The sequence below is a fragment of the Xanthomonas sp. NCPPB 3959 genome, assembly GCF_056675575.1.
In genome coordinates this window covers 34,928-61,767 of the sequence record NZ_JBWWVR010000025.1, presented here as the reverse complement: position 1 = coordinate 61,767, position 26,840 = coordinate 34,928, and the positions used below count along the sequence as shown (strand labels likewise).

Here is a 26,840-nt window from a genome sequence, read left to right as displayed (position 1 = left end):
ACCCTGGGCTTTATCAGTAATCACTGGTACGGACGATGGGGGCAGGTCACCGATGACGTAGTAGCCTGCGGCCTATTAAGCGACCTTCTCGATGCCCAAATTTTTACCATCCGTTCAACGGATATCTAGCCGTCCCAGAAATGTGTCGAATAAATGTTTCGGACTGGTGTTAAGTTTCCTCGTGGGCTAGATTAATTTTGAAATGACATGTGTGGCCGTATTGTCTGGGTTAACCAGTTAAGAACCTCTTTTACACGGGGCGCTGTATGCATTCTATGGGGTATAAGTAGCGAGACTTGTAATGGCGGCGGGATAAAATCAGGTAGTATTTCAATTAAAGATCCGTCGTCGATCATGCGTTGACATGTTGGTTTAGATAACTGCATTATTCCCATGCCAGATAAACACGCTGCATGCATGAAGTTTCCACTGTTAACAGAAAATGCGCTTGGCATTGGGTGAGCCTTGGTGGTTCCGTCCTGGAAATAGCGGAATACTGCATGCTCTTTATGGGAGGTCCCTGTGTAATGAATGATGCGATGGTTCTCCAAGTCTTCAAGCGAAAGTGGTATGGCGTGTCGTCTTAAATAGGCAGGGCTCGCTAGGTTGCACATCGTCATCGCCCCTATAGTGCGGACAACCAAATTTGAATCGGGCAACTGTCCAATTCTAACAACGCAATCAACGCCCTCTTGTATGATGTCTACCCAGCGATCGTTAATGCTTATTCCAATGTCGAGCTGTGGATGCGTTGAAAGTAAATCTTTTAATTTTGGTAATATCAACTCTTGAGCGAATAGGCCAGGCATATCGATACGCACGCTCCCTCGTAAACCATTCGAGAGCGGGCGGAACATCCCTTGCAACCGCTCCGAATCAAATAGTAGCTCCTTGCAACGAACTAAAAATTCTTCTCCATCGCGTGTCAATTTGACACTTCGAGTGGTGCGTTGGAGCAGGCGCCGTCCAACTTCAGCTTCCAGTGATTGAACGATGGTAGAGACGCGGCCCTTCGCCATATTGAGCTGTTCAGCGGCTCTGGTGAAGCTGGAAAGCTGGGCAACGCGGCAAAAAATCCTCAGGTCATCTAGGTCCATTGTTCTTCCGCAGGGAATTGTAAGTTATTTTTTTGCATCTTTATTTTCGTTTTTGGAGCTATTAAATTGTTTGGACCAATAAAGTAGGCGGCCGATTAATCAAATTATCAATTAGTCGCCACTCTCAGGTATGCATTTTCGCGGGATTTTCACACTGTAGTTGCCGTGGGTAGCAGCTGGCGTGTTGCTCGGATGCCTCCGCGGATTTTATGGAATTAAATTTTAGGCAATGACAGGTGAGGGACTGTCTGATCCTGCGTCTCATAAGGTATAGAAGAAGATGAAAAGACTGAATTTGTTAATTTTTGCAATTGTAGGCCTGCTCTTGAGTGTAAGTTTGAATGCGGGCGCGGCAGCTCCGATGGCCAAGACCCAAGGGCTGGGCTACTATCGCATGATGCTTGGTGCTTTTGAAGTCACAGCTCTCAGCGATGGGACTGTTGCTTTTCCGGTGGATAAGTTGTTGCATGCGCCTGCTTCTGAAGTCGAAGCCGGACTGTCCCGTAACTTTCAGAAATTACCAGTCGAGATGTCCGTTAATACTTGGTTGGTCAATACTGGCAGCAGGTTGATTTTGATTGATGCCGGCGCCGGTGATTTAAATATCTATGGCCCTACGTTAGGGCACTTGGCGCAACGCATTCGTGATTCCGGTTACGAATTAGATAAAATTGATGACGTCTTCATCACGCATATGCACCCTGATCATATTGGAGGTTTGACCGAAAAAGGTAAACGTGCATTTGTTAATGCGACAATTCATGTTGACCAACATGATGTTGACTACTGGTTGTCATCTGATAAACGTCAGGCCGACCCTCAGGAGAAAGGATTCAGTGAAGTGGCATCTGCTTCTTTCAATCCCTATATCAGTGCAGGTCGCTTTGCACCGATCAAAGAGCAGGGAGAGGTGGTCCCAGGCGTCAGCGCGTGGGCGACCTTGGGGCATACGCCGGGACATACGAGTTATATTATTGAAAGCGAAGGTGAGCGTTTAGTTATTATTGGGGACCTAATTCACGTGGCCGCCGTGCAGCTAGATCACCCTAGTATCACTGTCGGCTTTGACTCTGATGTTAAAGCTGCGGCTGCCACACGCCAGACGGTATTTTCTCGTCTTGCCAGGGAAGGTGAATTAGTTGGAGCAGCGCACATTAGCTTCCCAGGTATGGGCCATCTAAGGGCGAACGGAACTGGCTGGGAGTGGATTCCTGTTGTTTATAGTAGTCAAGTAAAGTAGTTAAATAATTTAGAATAAACTTGGCTCTGTTTCATTGCGGCTAGTAATTTGTGTCTTCAAGTTCGGTGGCGCCATTAGTTGTAAATTTTTAACTCAATATCACTATTGGTCTATAAAGTAATTTTAATAGGTGAACGCAATGCGAGCGCATAGGCAAAGCTTGGTAAACGGAACTGAGATCCCTTATCTCGGCTTCGGGACTTATCTAATCGCTGACGATCTGGCTGAAGAGGCAGTGTATCGTGCAATCTGTCTCGGCTACCGCCACATTGATACTGCGGAGATCTATGGTAACGAGGGCGGAGTTGGAGCTGGCATCAGGCGTGCCATGATCAGCGAGGGGATCAAGCGCGAAGAGCTATTTATAACTACGAAGCTTTGGCCTGGTAATGCTGCTTGGGGCGAGACGCCAAAAACCACCGACACGACCGTCACTTCTTTAGAGGAAAGTCTAGCTAGACTTGGGCTTGACTATGTCGACCTTTACCTCATCCATGCCCCTTTTGACCCTGTCTATCGACTGGAGCAGTGGGAGGGAATGATTTCACTTTATGAGAAAAGGCGAGCTCTGGCTATTGGGGTCAGTAACTTTGGTGTTAGTCATTTAGAGGGAATTAAGGAGGCGGGTCTACTGTTCCCTCACGCAAATCAGATCGAGCTTCATCCTTGGTCGCAGAAATTTGAGCTGGTAAAATTTCTGAAGGAAAATAATATTCTTCCGATCGCTTATAGCAGCCTAGTGCCGCTTGCGACGTGGCGAGAAGTGCCTGGCCAAGATAGTGGTAAGACAGAGGCTATGAAGTCTGATGGTCAGCGAGTCGATTCAATATTCAAGATGCTAGCCAATAAATACGGAGTCACTGATGCCCAGGTGCTACTGCGCTGGGCGGTCCAAAGTGGATATCCCGTTTTGCCTAAAAGCACAAATCCTTTGAGGATGGAGGAGAATGCGCGGATCTTCTCATTCGTCCTATCTGAAGAAGATATGGATTTGTTAAGGAGCGAAGATCGAGGCGACGGGGTCGCGTGGTCGATTGGCGATCAGACAAAAGTAAGCTAGTTGTATAAAAAGCGTTTATTTGCATTCTCGACGGATTGTGGGAATTTATTGACTGACTTATTGGAGCTTGAGGCGATGACTCTATTGTTGGGATAGTCTGAATCTTTGGTGAAAATTAGTCTGATAATTTCCGCTTCCCATTTTTCAATCTAATGTGAAGGAGGTCTTTGGTGTGAAAACACTGGATTTTCAATCTATTGTCTCTAAGGTTGGTTTGGGTGTAATTGCGTTCAGTGGGCCCGCGCTTTGCGCCGAGGCCTTAGCCGAAAGTAGGGATCCAACATCGCCTCACGCGCTATTTGTTGCCGAAACCAACGTAACTAACTCTGAGGCGTTAAAACCATATAGGGATCAGGTGGAAGCAACATTCCGCCCATATGGAGGCCGATTTCTGGTGCGCGGTGGGCCCGTCGCATCTTTGGAAGGGGACTCGCCAAAGGGACGTTTTGTTATTATTGAGTTTGATAGCGTGGAGAAAGCACGGGCTTGGTATGAGTCTTCTGCTTATCAGAAGCTGAAGCCAATACGTCTTGGTGCGGCGACGTCCCGCGTCCTCATACTTGAAACTACACCTCAGCGTTCCGAATAAACGAATGCGCGACGCAGTTGATGAAGTCTCCGCGGGACGGATGGAAAGCATGGATGTGGTCCACTCTGGCCTGCGCGGTGCTCTCGAGTGCTTTCCGGTCGTAGGGGCATAACTACAATCCACATCGAAACGCTGTTGCCGAGGTGTAAGTGGATCTATAAAAGTGATGAACGCCACTCCGTGCGGGCAGGCCTGCTCCCTGGCGCGATCGATACATTGTTCTGCCTCTCCCATTGGTAATTGACCATGAAGCTTTCTTGCCGACTCGCTTCCCCGTCTTCACTCGCACTACTGGCGTTTCTGACGACCCTGACCGCCTGCGATAAGCCAGCGCCGCCTTCACCGCCCACTGCACGGGCCAAACAACCCGCCGTCGCGTCTGCGGCAGAAGCGGAAATTGCTTGGCACGAAGGTGACGTCGAAGACGCGTTTGCCGAGGCTAAGGAAAACGGCAAGCCGATCTTGCTCTACTGGGGCGCGGCCTGGTGCCCGCCGTGTAACCAGTTGAAGGCCACTTTGTTCAAAGATCTGGCCTTCATTGCGCGCACTCGGCAATTCGTGGCGGTTCATCTGGACGGCGACTCCGAAGGTGCACAGGCCTGGGGCGACCGGTTCGGTATCAAAGGCTATCCCACCATCATCGTGCTGCGCCCGGACCGCAGCGAAATCACTCGCTTAGCGGGTTACGCCGCTAACGAAAGCCTAGCTGACACGTTGCGTGTGGCGGCCAACAGTACCGCCAGCGCCAAGCAGCTGCTGAACAAGGCACTGCACGAGCCGAAAGACCTTAGCGCGGACGACTGGGCCGTCCTCAGCAACTATGACTGGGTGGGTGATGATCGAATGGTCAATCCCGATAACGCTCAGGACGTTCTGACTCGCTTGTCCAAGGCCGCACCGCAGGCAGCATTGAAGCATCGTTTCGCGCTTGCGGCGGTCGCTGCAGCCAGGAAGTATCCCACTCCCGACCCTGCCTATCGCCCGCTACTCGAAGCGATCTTGGCCGATCCGGCCGAATTGCGCTCAAACCTCAGCATGCTGACCTACCTCGCCGCACCGCTGGTCAATGCTGCCAGCCCCGATGCCGGCACGCGCGCAGCCTTGGCCACCAAGTTAGATCAGGCCCTAGATAAGGTCTATCCCGACACAAGCCTGCCAATGGTCGACCGGCTGGGCACCGCCTACTTGAAAATCCAGCTGACGCGCGTGGCACAGGGACAGCCGATTCACTCCGAGGAAAAAGGGCCTCCGCATCCGCTGCCGGAAGCAGTCATTAACACTGTCCATCAACGCGTCCAGTTGGCAGTCGATACGGCCAAAACCCTAGAGGAGAGGCAATCGATCATCAGTGATGCGGCGACATTACTGAGCGAAATCGGCGACAGCAGCGGCGCCGAGCAATTGCTGCTCGCCGAGCTGGGACGTAGCAAAGCACCTTACTACTACATGCCGGAACTGTCTCAACTCGCTGAAGAGCGCGGCGATCGGAAGACGGCGGTATCTTGGCTCAAAAAGGCCTACGAAAGTGCGGATGGCAGCGCCACCCGCATCCAGTGGGGGACGATGTATGTGGTCGGACTGATTCGGTTGACACCAGATGACTCCGCTGGAATCGAAGCGGCGGCAACTCAGGTAATTGGCGAACTGGCTGGAGAACCAGATGGTTACCGCCAGCGCAGCCGTCAACACTTCGACCATCTCGCTTCCTCTCTCAAGACCTGGAGCAAGCAGCATCATCAGGAAGGAAGCGCGATGCTTGGGCGGCTGCGCCAGAAGATGAAAGCCAGTTGCGACAGCAAGCAAACCAGCGAGTGCAGCAGCTGGCTGAGCTAACACGGTAGGCGCCTGCCTAGCGGCAATTGTGATAAAAGCGGATGCGGTGTTGTTGCTGCTGAGAAGCCATAAGTGACATACACGGGGGGCGCGTGGCGGCCTTGCCCTCTGAAAAGCAGACTAAGGGCGTGAACTCTAGTTACGCCCAGCGCAGTATTGTCTGAAACGTCCGGCGAGGTGCCGCTAGCGGCATCAAACTTCATTTGTCTATGCGCTGAAGCTGTAGAGCGTCCTTAGGATGGCACCCTAGCTGGTGGTATAGCGCAGCATGGTGCAATGAAATTCGACCCATCCGCCGTTCAAGAAGGCAGAAAATGCCTTCTTGAACGGCGCTTGTCGTGATGGGTGGGTATTGCGTGCGATGCGGTGGCTCCGAGCTTCGAGGAGCAAGTAGCTTGCTTGTGAGAATTAATCGGCCAAAGTACCTACGTTGCTTGCCGGATTGGGGAAGATAGGCAAGAAATTGTAGCGGGAAGGCAGCGCTTTTGCGGAACACGCGACATAACAGGCGAGATCGTCTGTGAGCCATGACGGCTTGTGACTTGACGTTGCCTTCCTGCGATCGGACCCTATGTGACCGCGGCCGTAAAGCCGCAGGAGTGGGCTCACAGATAGGGCTCGATACCGGTCAAGATCAGCGAGCACATTCGTTTGTGACTGTTGGGATCAAATGTTGGGAATGTAGGTTCGATTATCGTATCGATCATCCTCAATACAATGGCGCGCATCTCTTCTGAGTCTTCAGCGATGCAAGCCAAACTTCAAGCGGCCCCCAGCAAGCCGCACGATAGTTCAACGCAAATTATCCAGCGCGTCTTCCCAAGCAAAGGGATGTCCGTTGGCCTGATCATGCCGCTGGAGTCACATCCAGGCCGGCCTGCGCCGACAATGAGTGATCATCTAGAGATGGCCCAGTGCGCCGATGCGCTGGGTTTCGCCACGCTGTGGTTGCGGGACGTCCCGTTCTACGGTCCGCGCTATGGCGATGTGGCCCAGGTATTTGAGCCCATGGTCTACATGGCGCATCTTGCTGCCGTTACCCGCTCGATTGGACTAGGGACTGCAGGCATAGTGTTGCCTATTCGCGAGCCGAAAATTTTCGCCAAGCAGGCCACCTCCATCGATCAGCTCTCGGGTGGACGGCTGCTCCTGGGCCTTTCCTCTGGCGACCGCCCTTCGGACTACCCGCTCTTCGGCATTCCCTATGAAGAACGAAGCGAGCGCTTCAGGGAAGCATTCGAGGTTTATCGCGTCGTGAGCGATGAAGACTTCCCCGTGTTTGACTCGGCCCATTTTGGGCGGTCTTCGGGGACGCTCGACCTGATTCCCAAGCCGTGGCGTTCCAGCTTGCCCAAGATCGCTATCGGTCGCGCACAGCAGACCGAGCAATGGATTGCCGAGCACATGGATGCCCTGGTGGTTCCTACACCGCCAGAAGCCGCTCTCTTCGACTTCGTGGAAGGCTGGAATCGAATCGTAACCGAGACGCTTGGTTACCAAGCGCGCAAGCCCCTGGGCATCGCGGGTTTCCTCGACCTGTCCGCCAAGCCCCGACACCCCTTCGAGCGCGTCCAGGGCGGATTCCGTTCTGGACGGGAATCGCTCATCAGTTTTCTGTGCACCGCCAAGGAAGCTGGTATCGCCCACATTGCCCTCAATCCAAAGATCAGCCAGCGACCCTATGTCGATGTCATGCAGGAACTGGCCGATTACGTGATACCGGCGCTAAGTGCGTAACCACTGCGCTGCCCGATCAACCTGTTCCCTTCGCCAAAGACTGAGACCTAATGAACACACTTTTCAGCCCATACGACCTGGCAGGACTGCAGCTGCCCAATCGCACCGTAATGGCGCCGATGACTAGAGCCCGGGCGAAGAACGGCGTGCCCGACGAGCAGACCATGCTGTATTACCGCCAACGTGCGTCGGCGGGCCTGATCATCAGCGAAGGCGTACCGATTTCCCAGGAAGGCACGGGATTCGTGTTTAATCCGGGGCTGTTTACCGAAGAGCAGACCGATGCCTGGCGTCGCGTCACCGACGCGGTGCATGCCGACGGCGGCCGGATCTTTGCCCAGCTTTGGCATGTTGGACGACTTTCCCATGTATCGCTACAGGAAAACGGTGCGGCGCCCGTGTCGGCAGTGGCCCGCCAGGCACAAAATGCCAATGCCTTCGCCTGGCAGGAGACCGGCGTTGCCGGGCCAGTGCCTGCCAGCATGCCGCGGGCGCTGGAATCGCACGAGGTGCTGAGGGTCATCAATGACTTCGTCGCCGCCGCAAAGCGCGCTATGGACGCCGGTTTTGATGGTGTGGAACTGCATGGCGCCAACGGCTATCTCTTCGAGCAGTTCATCAACGGCGAACTTAATACGAGAGACGACGCCTTCGGCGGCTCAATCGAGAACCGCCTGCGCTTGTTGATGGAGACTGTCGACCGGGTCTCCACAGAAATCGGCAGCCAGAAGCTGGGGGTTCGACTGTCACCTTATGGGCGATTCTCGGACATGAGGCCTTTCGAAGACGAGCGCGAGACATGGCTTGCAGCTGCCGAGGCGCTGAATGCACGCGCGCTTGCCTACGTGCATCTGAGCGATCAGTTCAGCCTGGGTGCCGAGTCGATTCCCGCTGGGTTTTTTACAGCCTTCCGCGAAACCTATCGGGGCACCTTGATTGCTGCAGGCGGCTTCAACGCCGAGAGCGCAGAAGACGCGCTCAATCGCCGCGGCCTGGACCTTGTAGGCTTCGGCAGGCCCTTCATCGCCAACCCAGATCTTGTGGAACGGATGAAGAATGGCTGGCCAATCCAGGAGGCCGACCGCGCGACGTTCTATGGGCTCTTTGGTGCAAAGGGCTACACCGACTATCCGAGATATGCGGCCTAGCCGAGGCACCGACTTCTGGTGAAAGCACCATGCATGTCATCCACCAGCATTATGCCTCTGAGCAACTCGCCGACGCATTGGGACGGCCCCGATTTTGACGTCGAAAAATGCAGAGAAAATGAGATGAACGACATGCCACACGCGTCAGCTCAACACATCATTGAACGTTTCATGCAGGCGTGGCGAAGCGGAGACTGGCAAGGTGGCGAGACATGGATTGACGCGGGCGAACCTCTTCGCAGCTGCCAGCATGGACAAGGCCTTGGCCCGCTCGCTTTTGCCGCGCTGTTGGCACCGGATGCGGTGGGCTATTGAACGAGAACGGCAGACCCGTCTATGGCGATCATTACCAGTTGGCCAGCGGAGCGAGAGGGCGACACTCAGCGGTGGATCTCATGGACGGACAATCGGCCCGGATGGTTTGGCACCGAGAACATGCCCGCATTTGACATGCCTGCGTTCTCATTCGAACCCGAAGGCATGCAACTGGTATTTCCGCTGCATATTCGTAAGCTACTGAGAGCGGCTCACTCGCCGCCAGGCATCACCACTTGAATAGACGATGCGCCTCACACTATCCCCCACGCAGTGGCGCCACCGGCGCCGCACCACACCAAAGGCAATGGCCATGAATCCGGAAATCAATACACTAATAGACCGCGAAGCCATCCGCACCTTGAGGATGCTCTATGCGCATCACCTCGATAGCAACAACATTGCCGCCCTCGACGAAGTCTTCTCCGCCGATGCAACCGTAGAAGTCACCGTCGGAAAGATGGAAGGCATAGATGCCATCCGCAAAGGACTTGAAGAGGCGTTCGTGCTGTTTGATCGCGACCATCAAGGAAGTTACCCCTTTATGCATGTGATCGCCAATCACTGGGTCAATTTGACCGGACACGATACAGCTGAAGGAACCTGCTACTTGATCGATTTCGAGACTGCGAAAAAGCCTGATCCCAATCCGCTGCTCCTGCTGGGACTGTATAGCGACCAATACAGGCGCATTGATGGCCAATGGCGTATTACAAAAACCAGGCTGGAAGTCGTTTGGCCTGATCGCGCCAGCGCCGATGGTGCCCTCCCGTGAAGACATAGGCCTGAGAGATGGCCAGTAACCTGCGTCTAATCGTTCTCGACTATTCCCTGCTTCACGAGGGCCCGATGCCAAGCGACAGAGGGCCGCACTAGCTTCAACTAGCGTTGCCGGACCAGAGCCGATCCGGCGAGCCTGTGCTCTCTGCCGTGAATTACGGATATGCCGTGCTAAGGAACGAAGCCCGAGCCGGGGCGCCGTGCAAGCGCGATCAAACGGTCGACGATTGCCCGCACCTTAGGCTGTAAGTAGTGCGATTTCGGCCAAATGGCTTGGATCGGCATTTCTGCACCCGAATGATGCTCCAATACGGGCAGCAGGCGCCCAGCCACGATCGCTTCACCTACCAGCCAAGTAGGCATCTGCATTACCCCACATCCTGCTAGGCCAGCCTGCAGCATTGCCTCGCCATCACTGAACTCATGGCGCGGTTCGACCTCCAGCCGCATAGGCCTGCCATCGGCGTCCCGAAGCAACCACGACACCTTAGAGCCACGCCTTGGCCCAGTGATGTAGTCGTGGCCGAGTAGGTCGTCTACTGAGTCAATTCTGCGGTGCTTTGCCATGTAGCCGGGCGCCGCGCACAACACAAGCCGCTGCGTGCCGAGCTGGCGAGCCACCAGGTTGTAATCGCTGGTTAGTTCACCTATGCGAACCGCCAGATCGAACTGCTCCTCGACAATGTCAATTCTGCGCTCGGAGAAGGACACAGTGAGATCCAGGCGCGGGAATTCACAGGTCATTCTGAGGAGTTCGGGCAGCACATGTCGGCGGCCGAAAGCGGCAGGTAACTCGACTCTTACTCGGCCTTGTGGTGCCGTATCCTTTGGTGAAAGTCCTGCTTCGGCCCCTTCTAGCTGCTCTATGATTGACCTGCATGTGAGCAGGTATGCCTCGCCCTCGGGGGTCAACGTCAGCCGACGGGTGGTGCGATGGAATAGTTTGAGCTCAATGCGGGCCTCCAAGCGGGTCACCGCTTTTGCAACGCCAGAAGGCGTCATCAGAAGCTCGGCTGCCGCTGCCGTGAAGCTTCCGTGGGTTGCCGACGATACGAATGCGTCGATTCCCGAGAAGCGATCGCCGTCAGACATCATGAACTCCATGGATTACACGGGTATGGACAGCCTGATTTTCCTCTAAAGAATGTTCAACAGGCCAGTCTCCTTCTGAAATAGACTGGTCCATGCTCCATACTGTTTAAAAATTCGGGGTGGCGATAAGCGTGATATAACCTAACGTAAAGATGAATGCAGCATAAACAATTGTCTCTGGATGTTAGTTTGTGTTGACAGTAGTGGCGCGACGTAGCAGCTTTGTTTGGCTCTTCCCTCTTACTGAAGGAGTCAAGCCATGGCGATTAAACCTGGTCCGAAGCCGATTGCTCCATCCACTGGGGAGCCGGATAAGCGCCGACGGGACAACAAGGACACCCCCGGAAATACGCCTGGTTTGAAACCTCACAAGCATAAAACCGGCAAGTGATTGAAGGCGGGGCAGTTCTCGGAGCAAGAAGGCGAGAAAGTAGAGCTGTTACAACTAGCCGGCACTGCCTTGGCGCCGGCCTCTGCCGCTGTGGCCGGTTGTCTACGTAAGCAGCCTGGACCTAGGGGGGCGGAAGCGAATGGGGATCTATCGCGTGGGACGCATTTAGTGGAAGACGGATAGGCACAGTCTCGAACTTCCGCGGGAGTGTACGGTCAAGTGTGATGATGAGGATGAAATCGCCGGAGCATCGAGCGTCGCCACGTTCGTCGTATTGGACAGCCCAGCTCACCCGCGAGCGCTTTATACGATAGAGATCCTCCCTAGCCGGGGAGGCATCTCCGTAGTATTTAAAAATAATTGGTTAGCTAAAAGCTAAAAATAGATCTATTCATAAAATGAACGAAAGTTAAACGTTAGCTAATATTGGACGATATTAGTTAGCTTATTTCTATTTGATTTACTCGCTGCGAGCTGTTATCAAGATGCAGGCAGGGTGGCCCCGTCTCGGAGCGCGTCACCCATGTCCCCTACCAAGATGAGACGTAGGATTGAGCCTATGTCCGCAAAGAAACTAAAGCATGGACCACTTTGAAGGCGCGGTATTGGACTACCTCTATCCAAGCGGACTCTATGGGGTGCGCTTGAGTATTCTCGAGATGCCGTGTCTATGAGGATCAGTCAAGGCAATGGTGTGCGCGAGGTCGTCGCGGCTTGTCTCGCGATGAATGACAATAATTTCTTGGCCTTCCGTCACCGTCCCATATCGTAGCCCATTGGCGAGGGGGCGCTGATCTACCTTGATGTGAAGCTGGATGCCCGGAGGCGCAAGGATCACTCCGTTTGCATGCCCTAGTCTGATTTTTTGAGGCGCACGTGCGGGGCCGCCCAGGGGGCCTGTGGGCCGTAAAAGAAGAAGTGAGAAGTCTTCATCGCTACCAGGTTCATTGCGTAATACAAGTGATTTAAGTCGTTCGTGGTGAGCTCCTAACTTTACATTACGAAAGAACTCATGCGTTGTAAGATGCGCTCGTAGCAGTAAGGAGTTTGCATAGAGGCGAAGTAATCGGGGGTTCGCCTGTTGCTGGGTGTATTGTCGGGCCAGTAATTTCCCATCCAAGTGGTGGATGGGTCGGCCGGATTCTATTTGCCTGACAAAATTGACGAAATGCCTTTCTGGCTCGCTGAACAATGCCTCGCAGGACTGGCACAGAAAGCTCTCATATATACCCATGTGGCTTTTCTTGACACCTTCTCGTGTGACCACTGCAAGTGGCTCTCCAGATGTTCCGAAAGGCTGATTCAGAGCTCGGGGGTAGATGTGCGACTTCACAAGTGAAGAGACTTTCTGGAGGCAGAGGCGGCACTCATGCATCGATTCGTCCAAGGTCGAGAGGGTGATGTATCTTATGTGGGATGGAGCTTGCAGGGCAAGGCGTGCATAAGGCCCATAGCGTAGCTTATCCCTGACTGGCGCTAATACGTAAGCGTGCTTCGAAATTATTCCTAACTGTCCACCTATTTTTAAGGCGGGCAGGGCGCAGTTCCAAAGCAAAACGTTGCCTTGTATCAATAGGGGTTTTTACGTAGCCGACGCCAGGTCTCCCAAGGATCGCGACTAAAAGTCGGCAAATCAATGCCTGCATTTGGAGTGGCACATTTATGTTTTTTCCTTTTATGTGGCCGCCGCTGTAAATGGCGAATCCTATCGGCTGGTCAAAGAACAGGGCCTCATGTGAGAGGTCATTTCTGACTATTGACAACTCGGTCTTGCTTTGTGCATCGAGAGTTGCCCACCCTGGAACGGACAATCCAAACTTGTGGCACATCCACTGAATACGGCCAGCATGAGACTTCTCTAGTCCAGTTGGTTTTGAAATGTTAGGTTCTTTGGAGATTACTAGCTTGAAACATGCATCTAATGCCATGTAGAGATATTGGAATTTTTCGAAATCTAAGCTTTGTGGATGCTGAGCCAAGAAAAGGGTATGGATGACTGCCTCTACACGCCTAAGAGCGCGTGGGTTGCTGCGCTCTGATTCTAGGTAATCTAAAGCCAAATTGAGAGCGTCTGTCAAAGTGCAGCGGCTCAAGGAAAAATCGATAAGCTTTCCAGGAATTATTGGTGTCGCGTCGAGAAAGCCCCTGTCTGTTGTGGTCAGGCGCATGCCGGTTAAGAACGATAGGCACCACACTACAAACACGAGTTCCTCTCGGCTTCCGCTTTTGCGAAGCGTTAATGCGTGAGTTTTGGGAAGCCCGAAGATTCGCGCGCTGTAAGGCATTTCACGATCGCCCCCCTTTAGGGCTTGTTGCGCTCCAGGATAAATCCACCCTTTGACCACGTTCGGGTCGCCTCGAACATCAGCCACAATTTCTTTGTGGTCAGGAAGTGTTTTTAAAATAAACCGCCTGGTCTTTATGTCACAGGCCATAGGGTAATATCCGAACTCCGCCGCAACTCCGCTCGGAGGTGGGGTGATTGATTTTTCGATCACGATCAGCGTGCCATTTTTCAGTTTGGTCTTGGCTAAGATAACTTGTCTGAAACCTTATCCTAGTCTAAAGAGGAGCATTGCAAACATGGATCATTTCGAAGGCGTGGTGCTCGACTACCTCCGAGCCGACCGGGCGCTGTTCGTCAACAGCCAGTGCTGCATCCAGCTCAACGAGGGCGCCAACCCGGACACCAGCGGCCCGCATTGGTATTGCGATGCGGTGGCCGTGAGCTTCAAGGAGCAGGCGGCCTACCTGTGCGAAATCAGCTACGCAGCCCGGGCCCCTTCCTTGATTGCTCGCCTGAAGGGATGGAACGAGCACTGGGCCGGCATCAGGGATGCCCTTGAGCGTGACAGCGGTGTGCCGCTGGACTGGACGGTGAGGCCTTGGCTTTTTGTCCCCGAGGCTCAGGCCGAGCGGCTGCGCGCCAGCATCGCAGGATTTGGCAACCTTCCTGGCCCCCGCATCACGTTTTTGGAGGACGTAGTACCTTGGCGCTATCGTTCCTGGAATCGCGGTGCATACACCGATACGACCCCATGACCCCGCTGACCTTTAGCGCTCCAAGTTACGCCCTCCTGCAAGCGACCACTGAGTGCTGGAAGTGTGCGAAGGCCATTCCTGTCACCACGGTGTGGGTGCCGTCCTTCATCGACAACGAAGGTGTGGAAGAGCCAGACGACGAGCCCGAGATAGGTGGCACGGCCATACTGGGCTACATCGAGGCGCTGGACCCAGGCACTGCGGAGCACATCCAAAAAGTCGCACCATGGCTCAAGCCGGGGAGCTCGGAGACCGCGAACGCGACCTATTGGGCCAATCACTGTGAGGCATGCGGGGCTATTCAAGGCGATCACTTCGTCAGGGGCGTGGACGGGCCGTTCTTTCCCCAGGATCAGGCTGGCGTAGACGCGCTCCAGGTCATCGCGGGCCGTGGCCCGTTGAGCGCGCAAGCTTCCGTATCCCAGTCTGGGTGGATGGACTTGGTGGCGAAACGTTTGGCCTGAAGTCGGCCCAGCCACGCCCCGCAATGGTTGCGCTAAACATCTAGGTCAAGTGGCTCTGACGGCGGGGCAGCAGCCCGGTTGGATGTCCCGTCAATTCTGTGCGGCCGTGACTTGGTCGCGTCGGAGATGCCTGGGGGAAATTGGCGTCATTCGACGACGGCTGGCTAAGAACTTCCTGACATCCCGCAGGGCTTGAGGCCTATGGTTTCAGGAATGCCAGAGGCGCAATCTGATTCTGCCGGACGCGGGACCGATGGTCGCTCACCCCGCGAGACGCTTGAGCAGCGTCGTGCCGGCAACCCGCAAGGATGTCTGTTTGAGGTTGCGTTCATACGGTCTGGCGGCATAGCCGCCCTTCGTGCTACCTCCGATTAGAGCCAGACGCCGATAGGTGCGAGGCATCTAGTCAGTGCCATGCGCTGTCAGCGCACGATCGTGGGGCTTCTGCCGTATCAGGGAGAGGGCGCGTCTCAAGCAGTGCGACAGCGCCGCCGATACTCGAGCCCATGGACAGAGCCGAGCTCCGCCGTCACCTTGAGCGTCTGGATGCTGCGGTGCCCGGGTGCAGTCGAACCTAACACTTCTTCTCTCGATTCCCATTAGACGCATGATAATGCCTGGAGCTTGCGAACAACGAGTTGGGCATTTTTCCTCAGGACAGTATCACCCAACGTTGCTCTAAAAAGCTGTATCCCTAACAGATTCGATAGGGATACCCCCTTTTACTACGCTGTAATTCTTAATATGCTAGGCATTCTATGGATCCAGCATGTTCCTTCGATGGCGACCAAACGCCGAAACGTGAGGGGCAGCAGTAATTCGCGGGAACCGCCTCAATTGCCAAAAGTAAGGACGGTACGATTCAATGGAAGAGCTTGCCACTATCGATGCATTGACACCAGTGCTGTCACAATTCAGGCCGAAGAATTCGTCTAGTAGACTAGATATTAGGGAGTCACTGGCCTTAATTGATTTCCATACTCGACTTGTGTATACGCTTGCTGTCTGTCTCGGAAAGCGCCCCGAAGGCATGCCAATTCGTATGTCTCCGGTTCCGGGCTTTGGAACAATGCTCGCACCATTGCGAAAGGGAGAAAGTTATGCAGCGGAAGCTTCCACATGGATATCATCCATGGTCGGCAACTGGGGCAATGAGATCACTGTTGCTTTCGAAAAGTTCAAAGTTCCGAGATATAGCTCCCTAAAGTCCTTGAGGGATAGGCTTTCGCACGGGCAGCCACTTCCTAATGACTCGGAAGTTATTGAATTAATTAGCGCTGAGCTGAGCAGGCTACTAGATCAGCTCGATGTAATCTTGAAGAGAAATCTCCTTGATACATATGTGACGGCCCGAGAAGATAGGTTAATTATTCAAAAGCGCAAGGAGAAATCCCTCTTCGAGGTATCTCCTTTGTGGATGTGGTCTGAAGCGTTTAACGCAATTCAGGTCTATTCACACCTGTCAGGCGACGGCATCCACTACATTGCCCCTGACGGCGATATTTTCTCAGAAAGCTCAGACCCCATCGTCACTCGTTTTAGAAAGACATTTATCGGAGATGGCTTCGCTCAACAGGGTGGTTTGGGCCGACTTGTTAAAGATGTCCTCGCCGATGTGGGTGCTTATACCGAGGACTACTCAAGGCCGAGTTATTTCTTTGGAGACGGCGAACATGCGGGAATCCTGTTTGTACCCTGGACAAGATCGACGAGTGAGAGCAACGTGCCAAGGCTCGATGCATTTCGAATTGGAATAGCCGATCAAAGGGAATGGAGAGTAAAAGGGGGTGAGTGGGTAAGCTATATCGCATTTTTGAAGCACATATCGAACTGGGATTTTCTCGCGCGAAGGCTGGCGATTGGGCTGGAAACCTATGCCAATGAACGAGAGCAGGAAGAAATATCTCGACTCGGTTTCCCGAAAAGCACGGGCGTTAGAGGGCCAACGCTGATCAGAGAAAGGAAAGATTTTGGAGTATCTGACAACGAGAAGGAATTTGATCTTGTTGCGCGCATTGACGATTCCTGCCAAAACGTGAAGCCATCGACCTCCGCGTTCTTCTTGATCGGGCAGGCTGGCCTTGGAAAAACGGAGCTGATGGTCAATGCTGCCATTGAAAGAGCGCGTGCCATTGAAAAGAAACCTAGCTCTCCACTTCCTCTATATTTATTCATATCCTCATCAGGGCGAACGCTATCTAGCCTGGAAGATGCGGTAAACAGTGCGCTAACCATTACGAAAGTGCTCTCTAGTCACAGTGCTAAGGCGCTTTGCAGAAATGGACTGCTCGTACTTCTTGTGGATGGCTTCGACGAGCTTCTAGGTAGCAGCGGATACGAAAACGCATTGGGCTCTCTCGAGCCTTGGTTCAACGAACTCAGAGGCCGAGGCGTTCTTGTCGCTTCCGCTCGCTCATCATACTATCTAACACAATATCGAAAATCCCTAGCGCTCGCCACGCATCTCAATGTTGACCACACATTGCTGGAATTGCAAGCATGGACCAAGGCTGATTCCAAGAAGTACTTGACTGCAATGGGCGCTGATGAAAGCGTGTTGAGATCGGTGAAGGAACGCGAGTGGCCCGTTCTGAGTGTGCCATTCTTTGCCAAGGCCTTCGCAGCTTGGCTTGAGCTCCAGAGTGACTCGGCGCAGGCTATTCCTTCGGTTTACGAAATTGTTATTGAACAGTACCTCGAGCGAGAAGCGCTAAAGCTACGCGATCCGAACGCTGGCGAGCTTCTCAGCTCAGATGAATTACGTGAGCTTTTTTCGGACATCGCTGAAATCATGCAGTCCACTACGAGTCGTGAGATTGAACAGAGCGATCTTGTAGCTTGCGCGGAGGCTGTCGTAGGCACCGATGCGCTTGATCGAGCCCGTCCTGGTTTGACTCGAAGACTATCATCACTCTGTGGACTTGGCGTCGCTTTTGATGCTTCAGGACATAGCCAGTTCGGATTTTCGCATGAAGTCCTATTTGACTGTTTCCTATCTCTTGCTCTGCAACGCAAGCTCACCGGGGTCGTGAGCACGGCGTCGATTCTGAGGCTATTCAGCGCGAGTAAGATTAACCCCGTCGCCTTTGAGTGGCTCGTGGAAAAGATGCCTGCTGCTTCGAAAATTCTGGCGCAGAGTGTTGAGTTCATGGTGCCGGCGGGAAATGAGGGAACTGTACTGGCCTCGAACCTCGGCGCCCTATGGGAAGAGATGCTAGGCGCAAATCAAGGCGTCCCACCTACATTGCGCGCGATCGGACTACAGCTGGAGAAAATCCAGCTAGCGAAGTCTGGATGGAGTTCTCTAGACATTAGCCGAAGTAATGTTGGGGAGCTTTCTATTCCTCCGGGACTGACAGCCGTAGTCAACGTGACAAATTCAACGATAGAGTTCCTTAATGCAAAGTCTCCAGACCTACTGTCGCGGGCGTTGACAGGCGTAGAGTCTTCAGATATCCGAAGTCTTTACGTCGGAGATCGGTTTGCGGACAATCTGACTGATATTCGTGCTGCTCTCGAAGATCTGGGCTTGGTCAGTAGGTCAAAGGTATTGCAGAACGATGCGTCGCGCGAACAGGCAAGCAACTTTATCGGTCGTCTAACACGTCGATCTGAGATGCCGGTTGTATTAGATCGAGATGACTACAGCGCTGAAGACCAGCGGCTCTCTTGGATCGGCCATGCAGATCAAGGGGAGTGGGTGAAGTTCGTAGATGCGCTGGAGCACTCAGGAATGGCCCGACTAGAGGCAATGCCGGCTTCCGGACCAGCAAAAGTGCGTCTCGCCTACAATAAGCCGCTAACGGCTCTATTTGACACTCCGCTGAGCTCAGAAGCGACTCAGTTCTGGGCGCGGTACGGGGGAGGCGGCTGAGACCTGCCGGCACGGCAGGCATGATATGCCAGCCGTGCCTTGCAGGAATTCCAACCAATCCCAGCGATCATAATGTTTAATTTTTATGGGCGAGCCAGAGGTTCTGGTCTGTTAGCTTTTAATATGTACCATTCTTAAACTCCCGTAAATATTTGTCAGTATTATTTTGAGATGCTGAGGGTGATTAAGGGAATTGACTAACATGGATCGCTTCGTAGGCGTGGTATTGGACTATCTCCGCGCCGCCCACGCGCTGTTCGTCAGCAGCTAGTGCTACATACAGCTCAACGACGATGGTCCATCAGGCCCTGGCTGTTCGTGCCGCAGGCGCACACAGAGCGGCTGAAGAGCAACTTGGCATCGCTAGGCACACTACCGAGTCCGCGAATCACATTCTTGGAGGACGTGGTGCCTTGGCGCAACCGGTCTTGGAATCGTGGGGCTTACGAAGATCCGGCGGAACTAATGAGTCGCTCGGCCTTGGCTAAGCCTGGTTTCAATTTCGTAAGGCGACAGGGACGCCCGCCTCAGAACTTCCTGACAGTCCAAGGGGTGTGAGACCTATAGGCTACGGAACGCCTGCGGCGCAACCTGACTTTGCCGGACGCGGGACCGATGGTCGCTCACCCCGCGCGCCGCTTGAGCAGCGTCTTGCCGGCACAAATAGCCTCCGTGGTGGAGATCGAGTCCGCACATGCCAGCGGCATAGCTCCATCCGGATTTGGCCTGGGCACGGCGGTGTGCAAAGCTGTCACCTACTTCAACTTTTGCCTTCAGAGGGGCGTGGCCACGGTCTCAGGCGATGCGACAGCGCTGCCGATACTTGAGGCATGGACCGAGCTGAATTGCGCCTCCACCTCGAACGCTTGGATGCAGCGGTGCCCACACTGCGGGCCTCAAGTCCCGATCGTCGCCACTTCTGGCGAGCTTTTACAGTCATGGCCGCCGCCATCGAGAGCAAGGCAGCGACGAGCGAGGACGCCCAATTCGTTGGCCGTCGGGCCCAGGAAATTTTGTCCTGGCACGGGCTCTCCAGCACTGACGAACCAAGCTAAAAGCGCAAATGGCCAAGGCGCTGCGTGTTGAACAGGCTTGGCTACCGCCCGCCCTGAAACTTGAACGTGAAACGAGCGGCAGATGCTGGGACGGCCTCCCCACTGAGGGGCACGGGTGTGGCGTCCACCAGCGTCAACATGCCATCGGCAACAGGGACCGGCATACCCAACGTGAGATCGATCTGCTTAGACCAGCCGCCGCCCATCACGGTCGTCCTGACGATCAACCGGCCTGCCACGACGCATTGAACGTCGGCCGGGCAACGGCTGTCCTCAATCACGTTGTCGGGACGCACCTTGGGCCCGTCGACCGCCGCAATCTCGCCCAGACGCACGGGGCCTTCGATGGGCGGGCTAGTGACGTGGCCAGTCGCTGCGCACCCGACAAGTGAGACGACCCAAAGCATTGCAAGCACCAGGCTGCGCAAGTGGCGGAAACGCTTTATGGCGGCGGTCATGCTCTTGTGTTGTGAAGATAGAAGCTGATGTTCTCGGCGAGCTGCGCATAGGCCTCGATCGCGTCAATGTGATGGAGCATCACTTCACCGTGGTGCTTGCGCGCGAGCGCCAGCATCGCAGTCTCAAACTCCAAGGCTTCAGCGGGCAGGCCAACCACCTCGAAGGCGGCAGCTAGGGCTAGATGGAAGCGCTGTTCGTCAAGCGGATGAAAGGTGTGCCACGTTTCCACGCGCATCCACGGGTCCAGGGCGGCCTTTAGTCGTTCATTTCCCATGGCTCGGTGCCAGTCCGAATATGCATCGAGTGTCCCACAGCTAGGCGGCATTTCGCTGAGATGGGTGCCTCAGCCTACTGCGCCCGAAATGCGTTGAGCATGAGTGTTTTTCGTGGGTCGACGCCCAAGGCTGCTGGCGCTGGCAGCTGGCAGCTGGCAGCTGATTGCAAGCGGCGTGGTTCGGGCAGGCGGCGACAGGGCGAGTGCAGCAGATGGCAATGGCACGCGAGCAGCATGGAGTCCACCCTTGGCTGTTCAACCACCGGCATGGGAGTCGCGCATCACCACTTTCCACCAGCGCTGGGCCTCTGAAAGGGACCTTAGCTTCGCTGTCCCGACCGCAAGGACAGGCCTCCTTCTCGTCGCTGGCGCTTTGTTGCGGCCCTTCGCTGTGCGCCGCTTGCGCGGTGCTCACTCCCGGGTGCGGTAGGGCCGAACGCTTCGCCTGTCGGTTCCCACGAGGCGCACAACGCGCTGGTGGAGAAGAACCGATGAAGCGCACCCAAGACCTGAAGGCTCAATACCAACTCCAGATGGACGAGGAGGGCATCTTGCTCGCAGCAGCCACCATCCTGAAGCAACGCCTTCAACGCCAAGGCCGCATCCACAGCCCTGACCAAGCCGGTGACTACCTGGTCGCCCGCTGCGCCCACCTGCCGCACGAAGTCTTCGGGGTCGTCTTCCTCGACACCAAGCATCACATCCTGGCAACCGAACATCTCTTCTTCGGCACGGTCGACGGCTGCGAGATTCATCCCCGAGTCGTGGCACAGCGTGCTCTTGAGCTCAACGCGGTGGCTGTCATCCTTTTCCACAACCATCCGAGCGGCAATCCAGAGCCGAGCGAAGCGGACCGCAAGGTCACCCAGCGCCTGCAGGAAGCCTTGGGCCTCCTGGACATCCGAGTGCTGGACCACTTGGTCATCGGTGGCCAGAAGAGCGTCAGCTTGGCGGCAAGGGGGTGGGCATAGCCCGCCTCTTCACCTATGTGGTCTATCGAAGCTAGACTGCTACGGTAGATGCACTCCAGGGAGCAGGAATGAAAGCGTTTCGCGTGCGAGGTATTGTGTGGGAGACCGACGGCAAGCGTCCCGTATTGCCCGCTGAAGCCACCGTCGAATGCGAGAGCGAAGGCGATATTGCCAATGTGCTCAGCGATAAATATGGCTGGCTAATGAGCACTTTCGTTGTCGTAGAGGAGCGTCAGGCCAGCGATCTCGATGAATCGGGGCAGAGCTGATGGGAGCGAGTGATTCAGATGTGAGAGCAATGACGGGCCGGGCTAGTAAGGAATGGCAGTCGTATGGCTTAGTTCATCATGTTCTTCAATCAGTTCAACAGTGTGGAGGCTGACCCAGGATCTAGGTGGTCCAATGCTAAAATGTGCCCGTCGTCTATCTCTCGGCTTTTTAGCAAGCAGCCGCCTAGAATGTGCTCATCGCTCATCCTGCCATATTGCCAGGCAAGCTCGGTGGACAAGAATAGGCAGGTCAATGACTGGAGCTGCTCGGTGTTTAAGTTTTCGATACGGCGGAATAGTTCGTCGTGATTGAACACTTCTAACCAATACATGGACGATCTGCTACAAAGAAGGTTCCTCTTAATACGGCAAGGAAAAGGGAAGTCAAGTGGCTGATTACAGAAACGTCCTAACATTCGAGACCATCGGTGGGAAGCGAGGTATCTTCCTGCAGTGTAATAAATCAGATGCTGTGTCTCAGGTGTTTCGTCTCCACCCAAGAGGAGGTAATGCGTTGGTTCGAGGCGACGTGAAGATGTGGCATACGAAAAGTAAGCCTGATGAGAGAGCTAAGCCAAAACAAATTCACTTAGTCATCGAGGATGACGGTGTGTATGAGATCACTAACCAGTCCAAGCTTGCAGGGTTCTATCTCTTTAAGAAATCCCCTACTGGTCGTATGACTTATTTTGCAATCAGTGCCCAGGAGAAGGACTCACTTCTCGCGTCTCCCGAAGGAGCCGACTTGGAAGTGTTGCTGCGAACGTTGAGGCAGTAGTAAGAAGCCGCCAGCCTGCCAATACTTGTAAAAAAGATGGAGCGCAACGCGTGGAGTCGACGATGGTCAATCAGCCAAAAGCTGGAGAGTTTTTTTTATTTGAGCCCGACCTTGAAAGCGACAGGCCGTTCCGTGGCGCAGTCTTCGAAAATGTACAAGCGTTGCTCACTCCACCACGTCTCATCCTGCGCCCTGAGGACGGCGGATTCCCTCCGTTGAGTGAAGCACCACGGCTCTTGTTTGATCCTGCCCAGGGACCCACGCCAAGGGACTTGGAAGGAGGCTTCAGCGGGTATTGGCTGGTCTCGGAACGGCTCCAACAAGTCATGGTCGCGGTTGACCCTGGCGCCTTCGCATTCGTTGAGTGCGAGACCCGTCTTGCGGACGGCACTAGAGGGCCGAGACACTTCCTCTGCGACGTTGTTCGCGAGGTAGATGCTTTGGACGAAGAAGCCTCAAGGTTGAAGATTGAGATTGATGAGGACTTCGTCAACGGGAAGTTCTATTCCCTCGGTGGAGGAGCCAGCTTGGCTTTCAGACGAGAGGTCTTGAGTGGTGCGCACGTGTTTCTGACGCCGTTCAATTCCTTTGTCGTTTGCGACCGATCTTTCAAGGAAGCTGTTCACAGCGCTGGAATACCTGAAGACCCTGCGGCGAGTGGCATCTCTTTCATCGACGCATCGGACATCTGACTGCCCTCAGGCGCGACAAGGAAGGAATCTGCACCATGCCCAACAACAGTCCCCTTTTCCAAGGGCACCACGGCATCGAGCAACAAACCCTGGGGCATAGCCGCCTGTTGAAAGCGCTGGCGGACACTGGGCGCTTTGAGATGGACGCGGGTTCGAATCTGATCAACATGCCGAACGACAAGGCGCTGGCTCATGCCCTTGGTGTTTCTCCTCACAGCGGCGGCCCTATCCGTGACTACCGCCAGGGCCTGGAGGACAGCCTCACCCGGTTGGAACGATCCAAGGACGGACGTGCTGCGTTGGCCGGCGATCCCGAAGCGCTGGATAGGGTAGCGGCGAAGGTCCATCGGCTCGGCGACAGCGTGCAGGTGGCTCTTATCAATGGTGACCTTCGCACCAACGCCGGGTTGGGGCAGACGATCGATCAGGCGCGGGCCCAGACCCAGGCGTTTTTCCAAGACCCAAACGGCTACGACAAGCTGCACGCTGGGCAGGTAGATGCCCATGGCCAAGTCAGTCCGCTAAACCGCCAATGGGGTGTGGTGACGCAGAGTGAGCCGCGTGTGCTTGCAACTCTCCAACACCTCCAAGGGTCCACGCAAGCGCTGACGCGCGGCGGCAATATGGACCTTCAGCGGCACGGTCTGTCGCAAGCGATCGCTAATGCGCACCAAGATGGACGCGTGGTGATGTCCGAGCGGGGCATCCTGGTGGTCGAGCAAACCCTGGGAGAGGAAGCCGCCCAGAACCTCCGTGTCCCGCGCGGGCAGCGCGGTGATGTCGCCATGCAGCTGTTGATGGGCGAGGCCTCTGCTCGGGGCCTGACCCGTGCTGGCGGACTTTTGACCACTGGCGCGGATGCGGTCATGACCGCGCGCACGGCGTCCGCGCTGATGGAGCAGGGAAACACCACGGCGGCACAGTCGGAGGTTCAGCACGCCATTGCCCGCAACGCGGGCGGTTGGGCTGGTGGTGCGTCCACGGCAGCGGCGCTGGGCAGCAGCGGTGGCTTTGTGCCCGCGGCTCTGGTGGTCGGCGACGCCGTCTTGATGAGCAAGGCCTTCGACAAAGGCGCCGATTTGCTGGACAACCGCGCCATCTATCACCAGACCGACAATGCCGGTGTGGATTGGCAATTCAACGGCCGGGATTGGCAGCGCCAGGGCGCTTTCGAGCGCGGGGCCGATGGACGAGACACTCCCAGTCAGGCTCCGGTGGGCGCCAGCTACGCCAAGTCCCAGGAACTGGGTGCGGTGGCGAATGCCAAAGCTGCCGAGTTGGCGCTGGGCAAGGCACCGCCGCCGCAGGACCCCTTCAATCTCCCGGCCAAGCCTAGCGATCAGACGGGACTGGATAACCCCAACTGGCAACGCAACCCGGCTACCGAGTCCTGGGAGCGCCAGGTCAAGACCGGCGTGGCGGGTGCAAGCGACCAGGGTGTTTACGAGCCCCAGACCGCTACCCCGGCGCAAGCGCAGCGTTTGAACCAGGAATCCCTTGCTCGGATCGAGAGCAACATTTCCACTGGTCGCGAGGCCATCGCCCAGGCCTATCTGGAAAACCATGCCGCTCAGCGAGGTCAGGACTACGGTGTGCCAGTGCCGGAAGCAGTGGAGAGCGCCCGGGCCAGGCCCGACCAGGTCCAGGGCCATACCGGCCAGCTCTACCAGCGAAACGACGTCGGGCAATGGGCTGGCAAGGACGGGGTGGCCAACGGCAACCTTGCGGTGGAGCTGGAGCTCACCAACCAGATGCGCCAGCCCTCGCTGGAGCGCGCCCAGGAGACCCTGGCAGCCATCCAGTCGCGGCCAGCGCCCACGCCCGCGCAGATGGAGCACAACGAGCTCCTGCATCGCTACCGGGCTGCGGGTGTCGACCTCAACGCCCAGGAGAACAACCTTCAGGCGGTGGAGCTGGCCACCCAGCGCACCAAGCAGACCGAAGGCCTTGCCGGCCCGACGATGCAGCAGCTGAAGCCGAACGAGCAGGGGCAATACGGCTACGACAGTCCCATTGCCCATTACCAGACCGGACCCGATGGCGTTGCCCACCAGGTGGCAGTAACCACCTCTGAGGAGCTACGCCAAGCCAAGGCCGAACTCGGCCACCCTGCTATGGCGCATGTGCCTACGCTGGGGACGGTATCGGTGACCGGGCCAGTGCGCAGCAAGGAGCAAGAGGCCGAGCCGGCGCTGGAGAAGGTGGCGCCGGGGCCGGTGTTGGCCGACAACCCCGCGCACCCGGATCACTCCACCTACCAGCAGATCCATTCTTGGGTGAGGGGCACGGGCAACTGGAACGAGGAAGAGAGTCGCAACGTGTCGGCGTCGCTCTACAAGCAGCAAGCCGAAGATTCGCTGTTGCAACGGGTCGACCGGGTAACCGGAGGCCTGGGAGACAATGGCGCGCAGAACGTCTTTGCGGTCTATGCGCCCTTCGGGGACAAAGGACCGTTCTTCCATGCTCATGTCGACGGGCGCGAGGCCTGTCAGCAGCCGGCGCAGCAGAACCTCCAGCAGGCCGAGGTCATCAAGCAGGATCAGGTGCGTCAGCAGCAGGTGGAGATGAGTCAGAAACAGAATCAAGAACAAGTTACGTCAACGCGCTCCTTGTGAACGTCTGCAATACAGGTGGATTTTTCTAAATATTTGGAAGGACTTACATATGGATAGTTTGACGGACGCTTTCTTGGCTCATTTTCAAGCTCAGCACTACGTTGCGCCCAATCTTCTGTTAGGTGTTCATGTAGCCAGAATCCGGAGTGTTCTTGAATTTTTGGATGCCGAGCCGTCGGCTAACAAGTTCAAGGTCGATATCAAGCAGATATTTCAGGATTCAAATTGGTTGCTCAATCCGATAACTTTTCAAAAATTCATCCAGCTGGTCGGTGAAGCCCAATTTTGGCAAATGGCCAAAGAGCGAGGAGTGGATCTAGGACGGATCCCTGAGAGAAATAATGAAAAGACCCCGGACTTTCGGTTGGCTGCTGTGGCGGGCTTGGCGCCGTGTTTTGAGGTGAAAACCTTGTCAGTTGTTGGTGGCGCATTTCATCTGGCAGAAATGGATGAGAGAAGCTTTGAAGCTCAGCTGTCACTTAGTAGTCAAATTTCAGATGGACGGCTTGTGGCGACGGCCATAACGGAAGTGTCGCCGCATGGGGTGATCAATGATGGGAAAAATATGACAGCCATCATCCGTAACCTCATCGATAAATCAAATAACAATTTTAAGTCAGACCAGTACGCCGCCGCGCCAACTTGCTTAGTGCTCAACTTGATGTTGATAGACGGCTACTACAACGGCAATAGCTCGCTTCGACCAGTCGCGTTTGGCTATCCAGATGAGTGGCAAATTCGTTCAGGCGCCTATTGGAACCTCGCGTTTGGCCGGCCAGGCAACTTGGTGTTTGGAGTAGTCGAGTTTGGGGGAAAGCCTAGTATAGAGGGTCAATTGGATCGGGAGGGTATTTTATATGCTTATCCCGAAATCCAAGCTTTGCTAATCATCGTCCACACATTGGGCGAGGAGCCAACGATCTACGGTCTCGCGCGCGAAGCCGACACCGACCAATGGCGAGGAGGACTCAAGCCTTTGGGGGATGCATTTTACAAATTGGTCGGTCAGAATTGGAACGACGACGGCGATACTATGGGATGGCGCCTGACTGCACACTAAGGAAA

22 protein-coding genes are annotated in these 26,840 nt (G+C 55.2%); 17 read left to right on the top strand and 5 right to left on the bottom strand.

Translation table 11 applies throughout. The features are described from left to right. Window positions 1-191: 191 nt before the first annotated feature. On the bottom strand, window positions 192-1,097 hold the full coding sequence (locus AC1KVG_RS20580) for a LysR substrate-binding domain-containing protein (protein WP_481095639.1): 906 nt from the start codon (window positions 1,095-1,097) through the stop codon (window positions 192-194). Between the two features lie 280 nt (window positions 1,098-1,377). Between AC1KVG_RS20580 and AC1KVG_RS20575 the strand changes: the two genes are divergently transcribed. The 8 genes from AC1KVG_RS20575 to AC1KVG_RS20540 all read left to right on the top strand — a co-directional run bounded on the left by AC1KVG_RS20575 (window position 1,378) and on the right by AC1KVG_RS20540 (window position 9,794). Next, window positions 1,378-2,337, top strand: a complete 960-nt coding sequence (locus tag AC1KVG_RS20575; protein ID WP_481095638.1) for an MBL fold metallo-hydrolase — start codon at window positions 1,378-1,380, stop codon at window positions 2,335-2,337. Window positions 2,338-2,497: 160 nt separating this feature from the next. Beyond that, a complete protein-coding gene (locus tag AC1KVG_RS20570; protein ID WP_481095637.1) occupies window positions 2,498-3,397 on the top strand; it encodes an aldo/keto reductase in 900 nt (299 codons plus the stop codon). Between the two features lie 172 nt (window positions 3,398-3,569). Beyond that, window positions 3,570-3,986 carry a DUF1330 domain-containing protein gene (locus AC1KVG_RS20565; protein WP_481095636.1) on the top strand — a complete coding sequence of 139 codons (417 nt, stop codon included), beginning with the start codon at window positions 3,570-3,572 and terminating at the stop codon, window positions 3,984-3,986. A gap of 246 nt (window positions 3,987-4,232) precedes the next feature. Then, entirely contained in the window at window positions 4,233-5,819 is a 1,587-nt protein-coding gene (locus AC1KVG_RS20560) for a thioredoxin family protein (protein WP_481095635.1), read from the top strand. Between the two features lie 747 nt (window positions 5,820-6,566). Beyond that, window positions 6,567-7,556, top strand: coding sequence for a TIGR03571 family LLM class oxidoreductase (locus AC1KVG_RS20555; protein ID WP_481095634.1), 990 nt, complete (start codon window positions 6,567-6,569; stop codon window positions 7,554-7,556). Between the two features lie 50 nt (window positions 7,557-7,606). Further along, window positions 7,607-8,704 (top strand): alkene reductase, encoded by a 1,098-nt coding sequence (locus tag AC1KVG_RS20550; RefSeq protein ID WP_481095633.1) that lies wholly within the window; start codon window positions 7,607-7,609, stop codon window positions 8,702-8,704. Window positions 8,705-8,737: 33 nt separating this feature from the next. Then, entirely contained in the window at window positions 8,738-9,019 is a 282-nt protein-coding gene (locus AC1KVG_RS20545) for a hypothetical protein (protein ID WP_481095632.1), read from the top strand. A 313-nt stretch (window positions 9,020-9,332) separates the two neighbouring features. Next, window positions 9,333-9,794 (top strand): nuclear transport factor 2 family protein, encoded by a 462-nt coding sequence (locus AC1KVG_RS20540; protein WP_481095631.1) that lies wholly within the window; start codon window positions 9,333-9,335, stop codon window positions 9,792-9,794. Window positions 9,795-9,970: 176 nt separating this feature from the next. On the opposite strand, the gene AC1KVG_RS20535 is transcribed toward AC1KVG_RS20540, so the two are convergent. Both AC1KVG_RS20535 and AC1KVG_RS20530 read right to left on the bottom strand, forming a co-directional pair. Then, window positions 9,971-10,891, bottom strand: a complete 921-nt coding sequence (locus AC1KVG_RS20535) for a LysR family transcriptional regulator (RefSeq protein WP_481095630.1) — start codon at window positions 10,889-10,891, stop codon at window positions 9,971-9,973. Between the two features lie 1,851 nt (window positions 10,892-12,742). Next, window positions 12,743-13,780 carry a hypothetical protein gene (locus AC1KVG_RS20530; protein ID WP_481095629.1) on the bottom strand — a complete coding sequence of 346 codons (1,038 nt, stop codon included), beginning with the start codon at window positions 13,778-13,780 and terminating at the stop codon, window positions 12,743-12,745. Between the two features lie 85 nt (window positions 13,781-13,865). Here AC1KVG_RS20530 and AC1KVG_RS20525 point away from each other — a divergent pair, with 85 nt between their 5' ends. The 4 genes from AC1KVG_RS20525 (at window position 13,866) to AC1KVG_RS20510 (ending at window position 19,717) form a co-directional block, all read left to right on the top strand. After that, window positions 13,866-14,324, top strand: coding sequence for a hypothetical protein (locus AC1KVG_RS20525; protein WP_481095628.1), 459 nt, complete (start codon window positions 13,866-13,868; stop codon window positions 14,322-14,324). Beyond that, a complete protein-coding gene (locus AC1KVG_RS20520) occupies window positions 14,321-14,788 on the top strand; it encodes a hypothetical protein (RefSeq protein ID WP_481095627.1) in 468 nt (155 codons plus the stop codon). The genes AC1KVG_RS20525 and AC1KVG_RS20520 overlap by 4 nt, the downstream gene beginning before the upstream one ends. Before the next feature lie 865 nt (window positions 14,789-15,653). Continuing rightward, window positions 15,654-18,662, top strand: coding sequence for an NACHT domain-containing protein (locus AC1KVG_RS20515; protein ID WP_481095626.1), 3,009 nt, complete (start codon window positions 15,654-15,656; stop codon window positions 18,660-18,662). Window positions 18,663-19,492: 830 nt separating this feature from the next. Further along, window positions 19,493-19,717: a hypothetical protein gene (locus AC1KVG_RS20510; protein WP_323514014.1), complete on the top strand. Its 225-nt coding sequence runs from the start codon at window positions 19,493-19,495 to the stop codon at window positions 19,715-19,717. A gap of 41 nt (window positions 19,718-19,758) precedes the next feature. On the opposite strand, the gene AC1KVG_RS20505 is transcribed toward AC1KVG_RS20510, so the two are convergent. Next, window positions 19,759-20,175 carry a hypothetical protein gene (locus AC1KVG_RS20505; RefSeq protein ID WP_274497649.1) on the bottom strand — a complete coding sequence of 139 codons (417 nt, stop codon included), beginning with the start codon at window positions 20,173-20,175 and terminating at the stop codon, window positions 19,759-19,761. Next, on the bottom strand, window positions 20,172-20,450 hold the full coding sequence (locus AC1KVG_RS20500) for a hypothetical protein (RefSeq protein WP_076037883.1): 279 nt from the start codon (window positions 20,448-20,450) through the stop codon (window positions 20,172-20,174). The genes AC1KVG_RS20505 and AC1KVG_RS20500 overlap by 4 nt, the downstream gene beginning before the upstream one ends. A gap of 491 nt (window positions 20,451-20,941) precedes the next feature. Between AC1KVG_RS20500 and AC1KVG_RS20495 the strand changes: the two genes are divergently transcribed. From AC1KVG_RS20495 to AC1KVG_RS20475, 5 genes are all read left to right on the top strand, one after another. After that, window positions 20,942-21,421, top strand: coding sequence for a JAB domain-containing protein (locus AC1KVG_RS20495; protein ID WP_481095625.1), 480 nt, complete (start codon window positions 20,942-20,944; stop codon window positions 21,419-21,421). 68 nt (window positions 21,422-21,489) lie between these two features. Next, window positions 21,490-21,690, top strand: a complete 201-nt coding sequence (locus tag AC1KVG_RS20490) for a hypothetical protein (protein WP_068574169.1) — start codon at window positions 21,490-21,492, stop codon at window positions 21,688-21,690. Between the two features lie 840 nt (window positions 21,691-22,530). Then, window positions 22,531-23,160 carry a DUF1629 domain-containing protein gene (locus tag AC1KVG_RS20485; RefSeq protein ID WP_481095624.1) on the top strand — a complete coding sequence of 210 codons (630 nt, stop codon included), beginning with the start codon at window positions 22,531-22,533 and terminating at the stop codon, window positions 23,158-23,160. Window positions 23,161-23,195: 35 nt separating this feature from the next. Next, window positions 23,196-25,775, top strand: a complete 2,580-nt coding sequence (locus AC1KVG_RS20480; protein ID WP_481095623.1) for an XVIPCD domain-containing protein — start codon at window positions 23,196-23,198, stop codon at window positions 25,773-25,775. Window positions 25,776-25,824: 49 nt separating this feature from the next. After that, window positions 25,825-26,835: a hypothetical protein gene (locus tag AC1KVG_RS20475; RefSeq protein ID WP_481095622.1), complete on the top strand. Its 1,011-nt coding sequence runs from the start codon at window positions 25,825-25,827 to the stop codon at window positions 26,833-26,835. Window positions 26,836-26,840 lie beyond the last annotated feature (5 nt).

Bases quoted from the DNA above. Each gene is read 5' to 3' on its own strand.
- AC1KVG_RS20580 (WP_481095639.1), bottom strand. From the start codon at position 1,097: ATGGACCTAGATGACCTGAGGATTTTTTGCCGCGTTGCCCAGCTTTCC.
- AC1KVG_RS20575 (WP_481095638.1), top strand. From the start codon at position 1,378: ATGAAAAGACTGAATTTGTTAATTTTTGCAATTGTAGGCCTGCTCTTG.
- AC1KVG_RS20560 (WP_481095635.1), top strand. From the start codon at position 4,233: ATGAAGCTTTCTTGCCGACTCGCTTCCCCGTCTTCACTCGCACTACTG.
- AC1KVG_RS20555 (WP_481095634.1), top strand. From the start codon at position 6,567: ATGCAAGCCAAACTTCAAGCGGCCCCCAGCAAGCCGCACGATAGTTCA.
- AC1KVG_RS20550 (WP_481095633.1), top strand. From the start codon at position 7,607: ATGAACACACTTTTCAGCCCATACGACCTGGCAGGACTGCAGCTGCCC.
- AC1KVG_RS20545 (WP_481095632.1), top strand. From the start codon at position 8,738: ATGTCATCCACCAGCATTATGCCTCTGAGCAACTCGCCGACGCATTGG.
- AC1KVG_RS20540 (WP_481095631.1), top strand. From the start codon at position 9,333: ATGAATCCGGAAATCAATACACTAATAGACCGCGAAGCCATCCGCACC.
- AC1KVG_RS20535 (WP_481095630.1), bottom strand. From the start codon at position 10,891: ATGTCTGACGGCGATCGCTTCTCGGGAATCGACGCATTCGTATCGTCG.
- AC1KVG_RS20525 (WP_481095628.1), top strand. From the start codon at position 13,866: ATGGATCATTTCGAAGGCGTGGTGCTCGACTACCTCCGAGCCGACCGG.
- AC1KVG_RS20520 (WP_481095627.1), top strand. From the start codon at position 14,321: ATGACCCCGCTGACCTTTAGCGCTCCAAGTTACGCCCTCCTGCAAGCG.
- AC1KVG_RS20515 (WP_481095626.1), top strand. From the start codon at position 15,654: ATGGAAGAGCTTGCCACTATCGATGCATTGACACCAGTGCTGTCACAA.
- AC1KVG_RS20510 (WP_323514014.1), top strand. From the start codon at position 19,493: ATGGACCGAGCTGAATTGCGCCTCCACCTCGAACGCTTGGATGCAGCG.
- AC1KVG_RS20505 (WP_274497649.1), bottom strand. From the start codon at position 20,175: ATGACCGCCGCCATAAAGCGTTTCCGCCACTTGCGCAGCCTGGTGCTT.
- AC1KVG_RS20500 (WP_076037883.1), bottom strand. From the start codon at position 20,450: ATGGGAAATGAACGACTAAAGGCCGCCCTGGACCCGTGGATGCGCGTG.
- AC1KVG_RS20495 (WP_481095625.1), top strand. From the start codon at position 20,942: ATGAAGCGCACCCAAGACCTGAAGGCTCAATACCAACTCCAGATGGAC.
- AC1KVG_RS20490 (WP_068574169.1), top strand. From the start codon at position 21,490: ATGAAAGCGTTTCGCGTGCGAGGTATTGTGTGGGAGACCGACGGCAAG.
- AC1KVG_RS20485 (WP_481095624.1), top strand. From the start codon at position 22,531: ATGGTCAATCAGCCAAAAGCTGGAGAGTTTTTTTTATTTGAGCCCGAC.
- AC1KVG_RS20480 (WP_481095623.1), top strand. From the start codon at position 23,196: ATGCCCAACAACAGTCCCCTTTTCCAAGGGCACCACGGCATCGAGCAA.
- AC1KVG_RS20475 (WP_481095622.1), top strand. From the start codon at position 25,825: ATGGATAGTTTGACGGACGCTTTCTTGGCTCATTTTCAAGCTCAGCAC.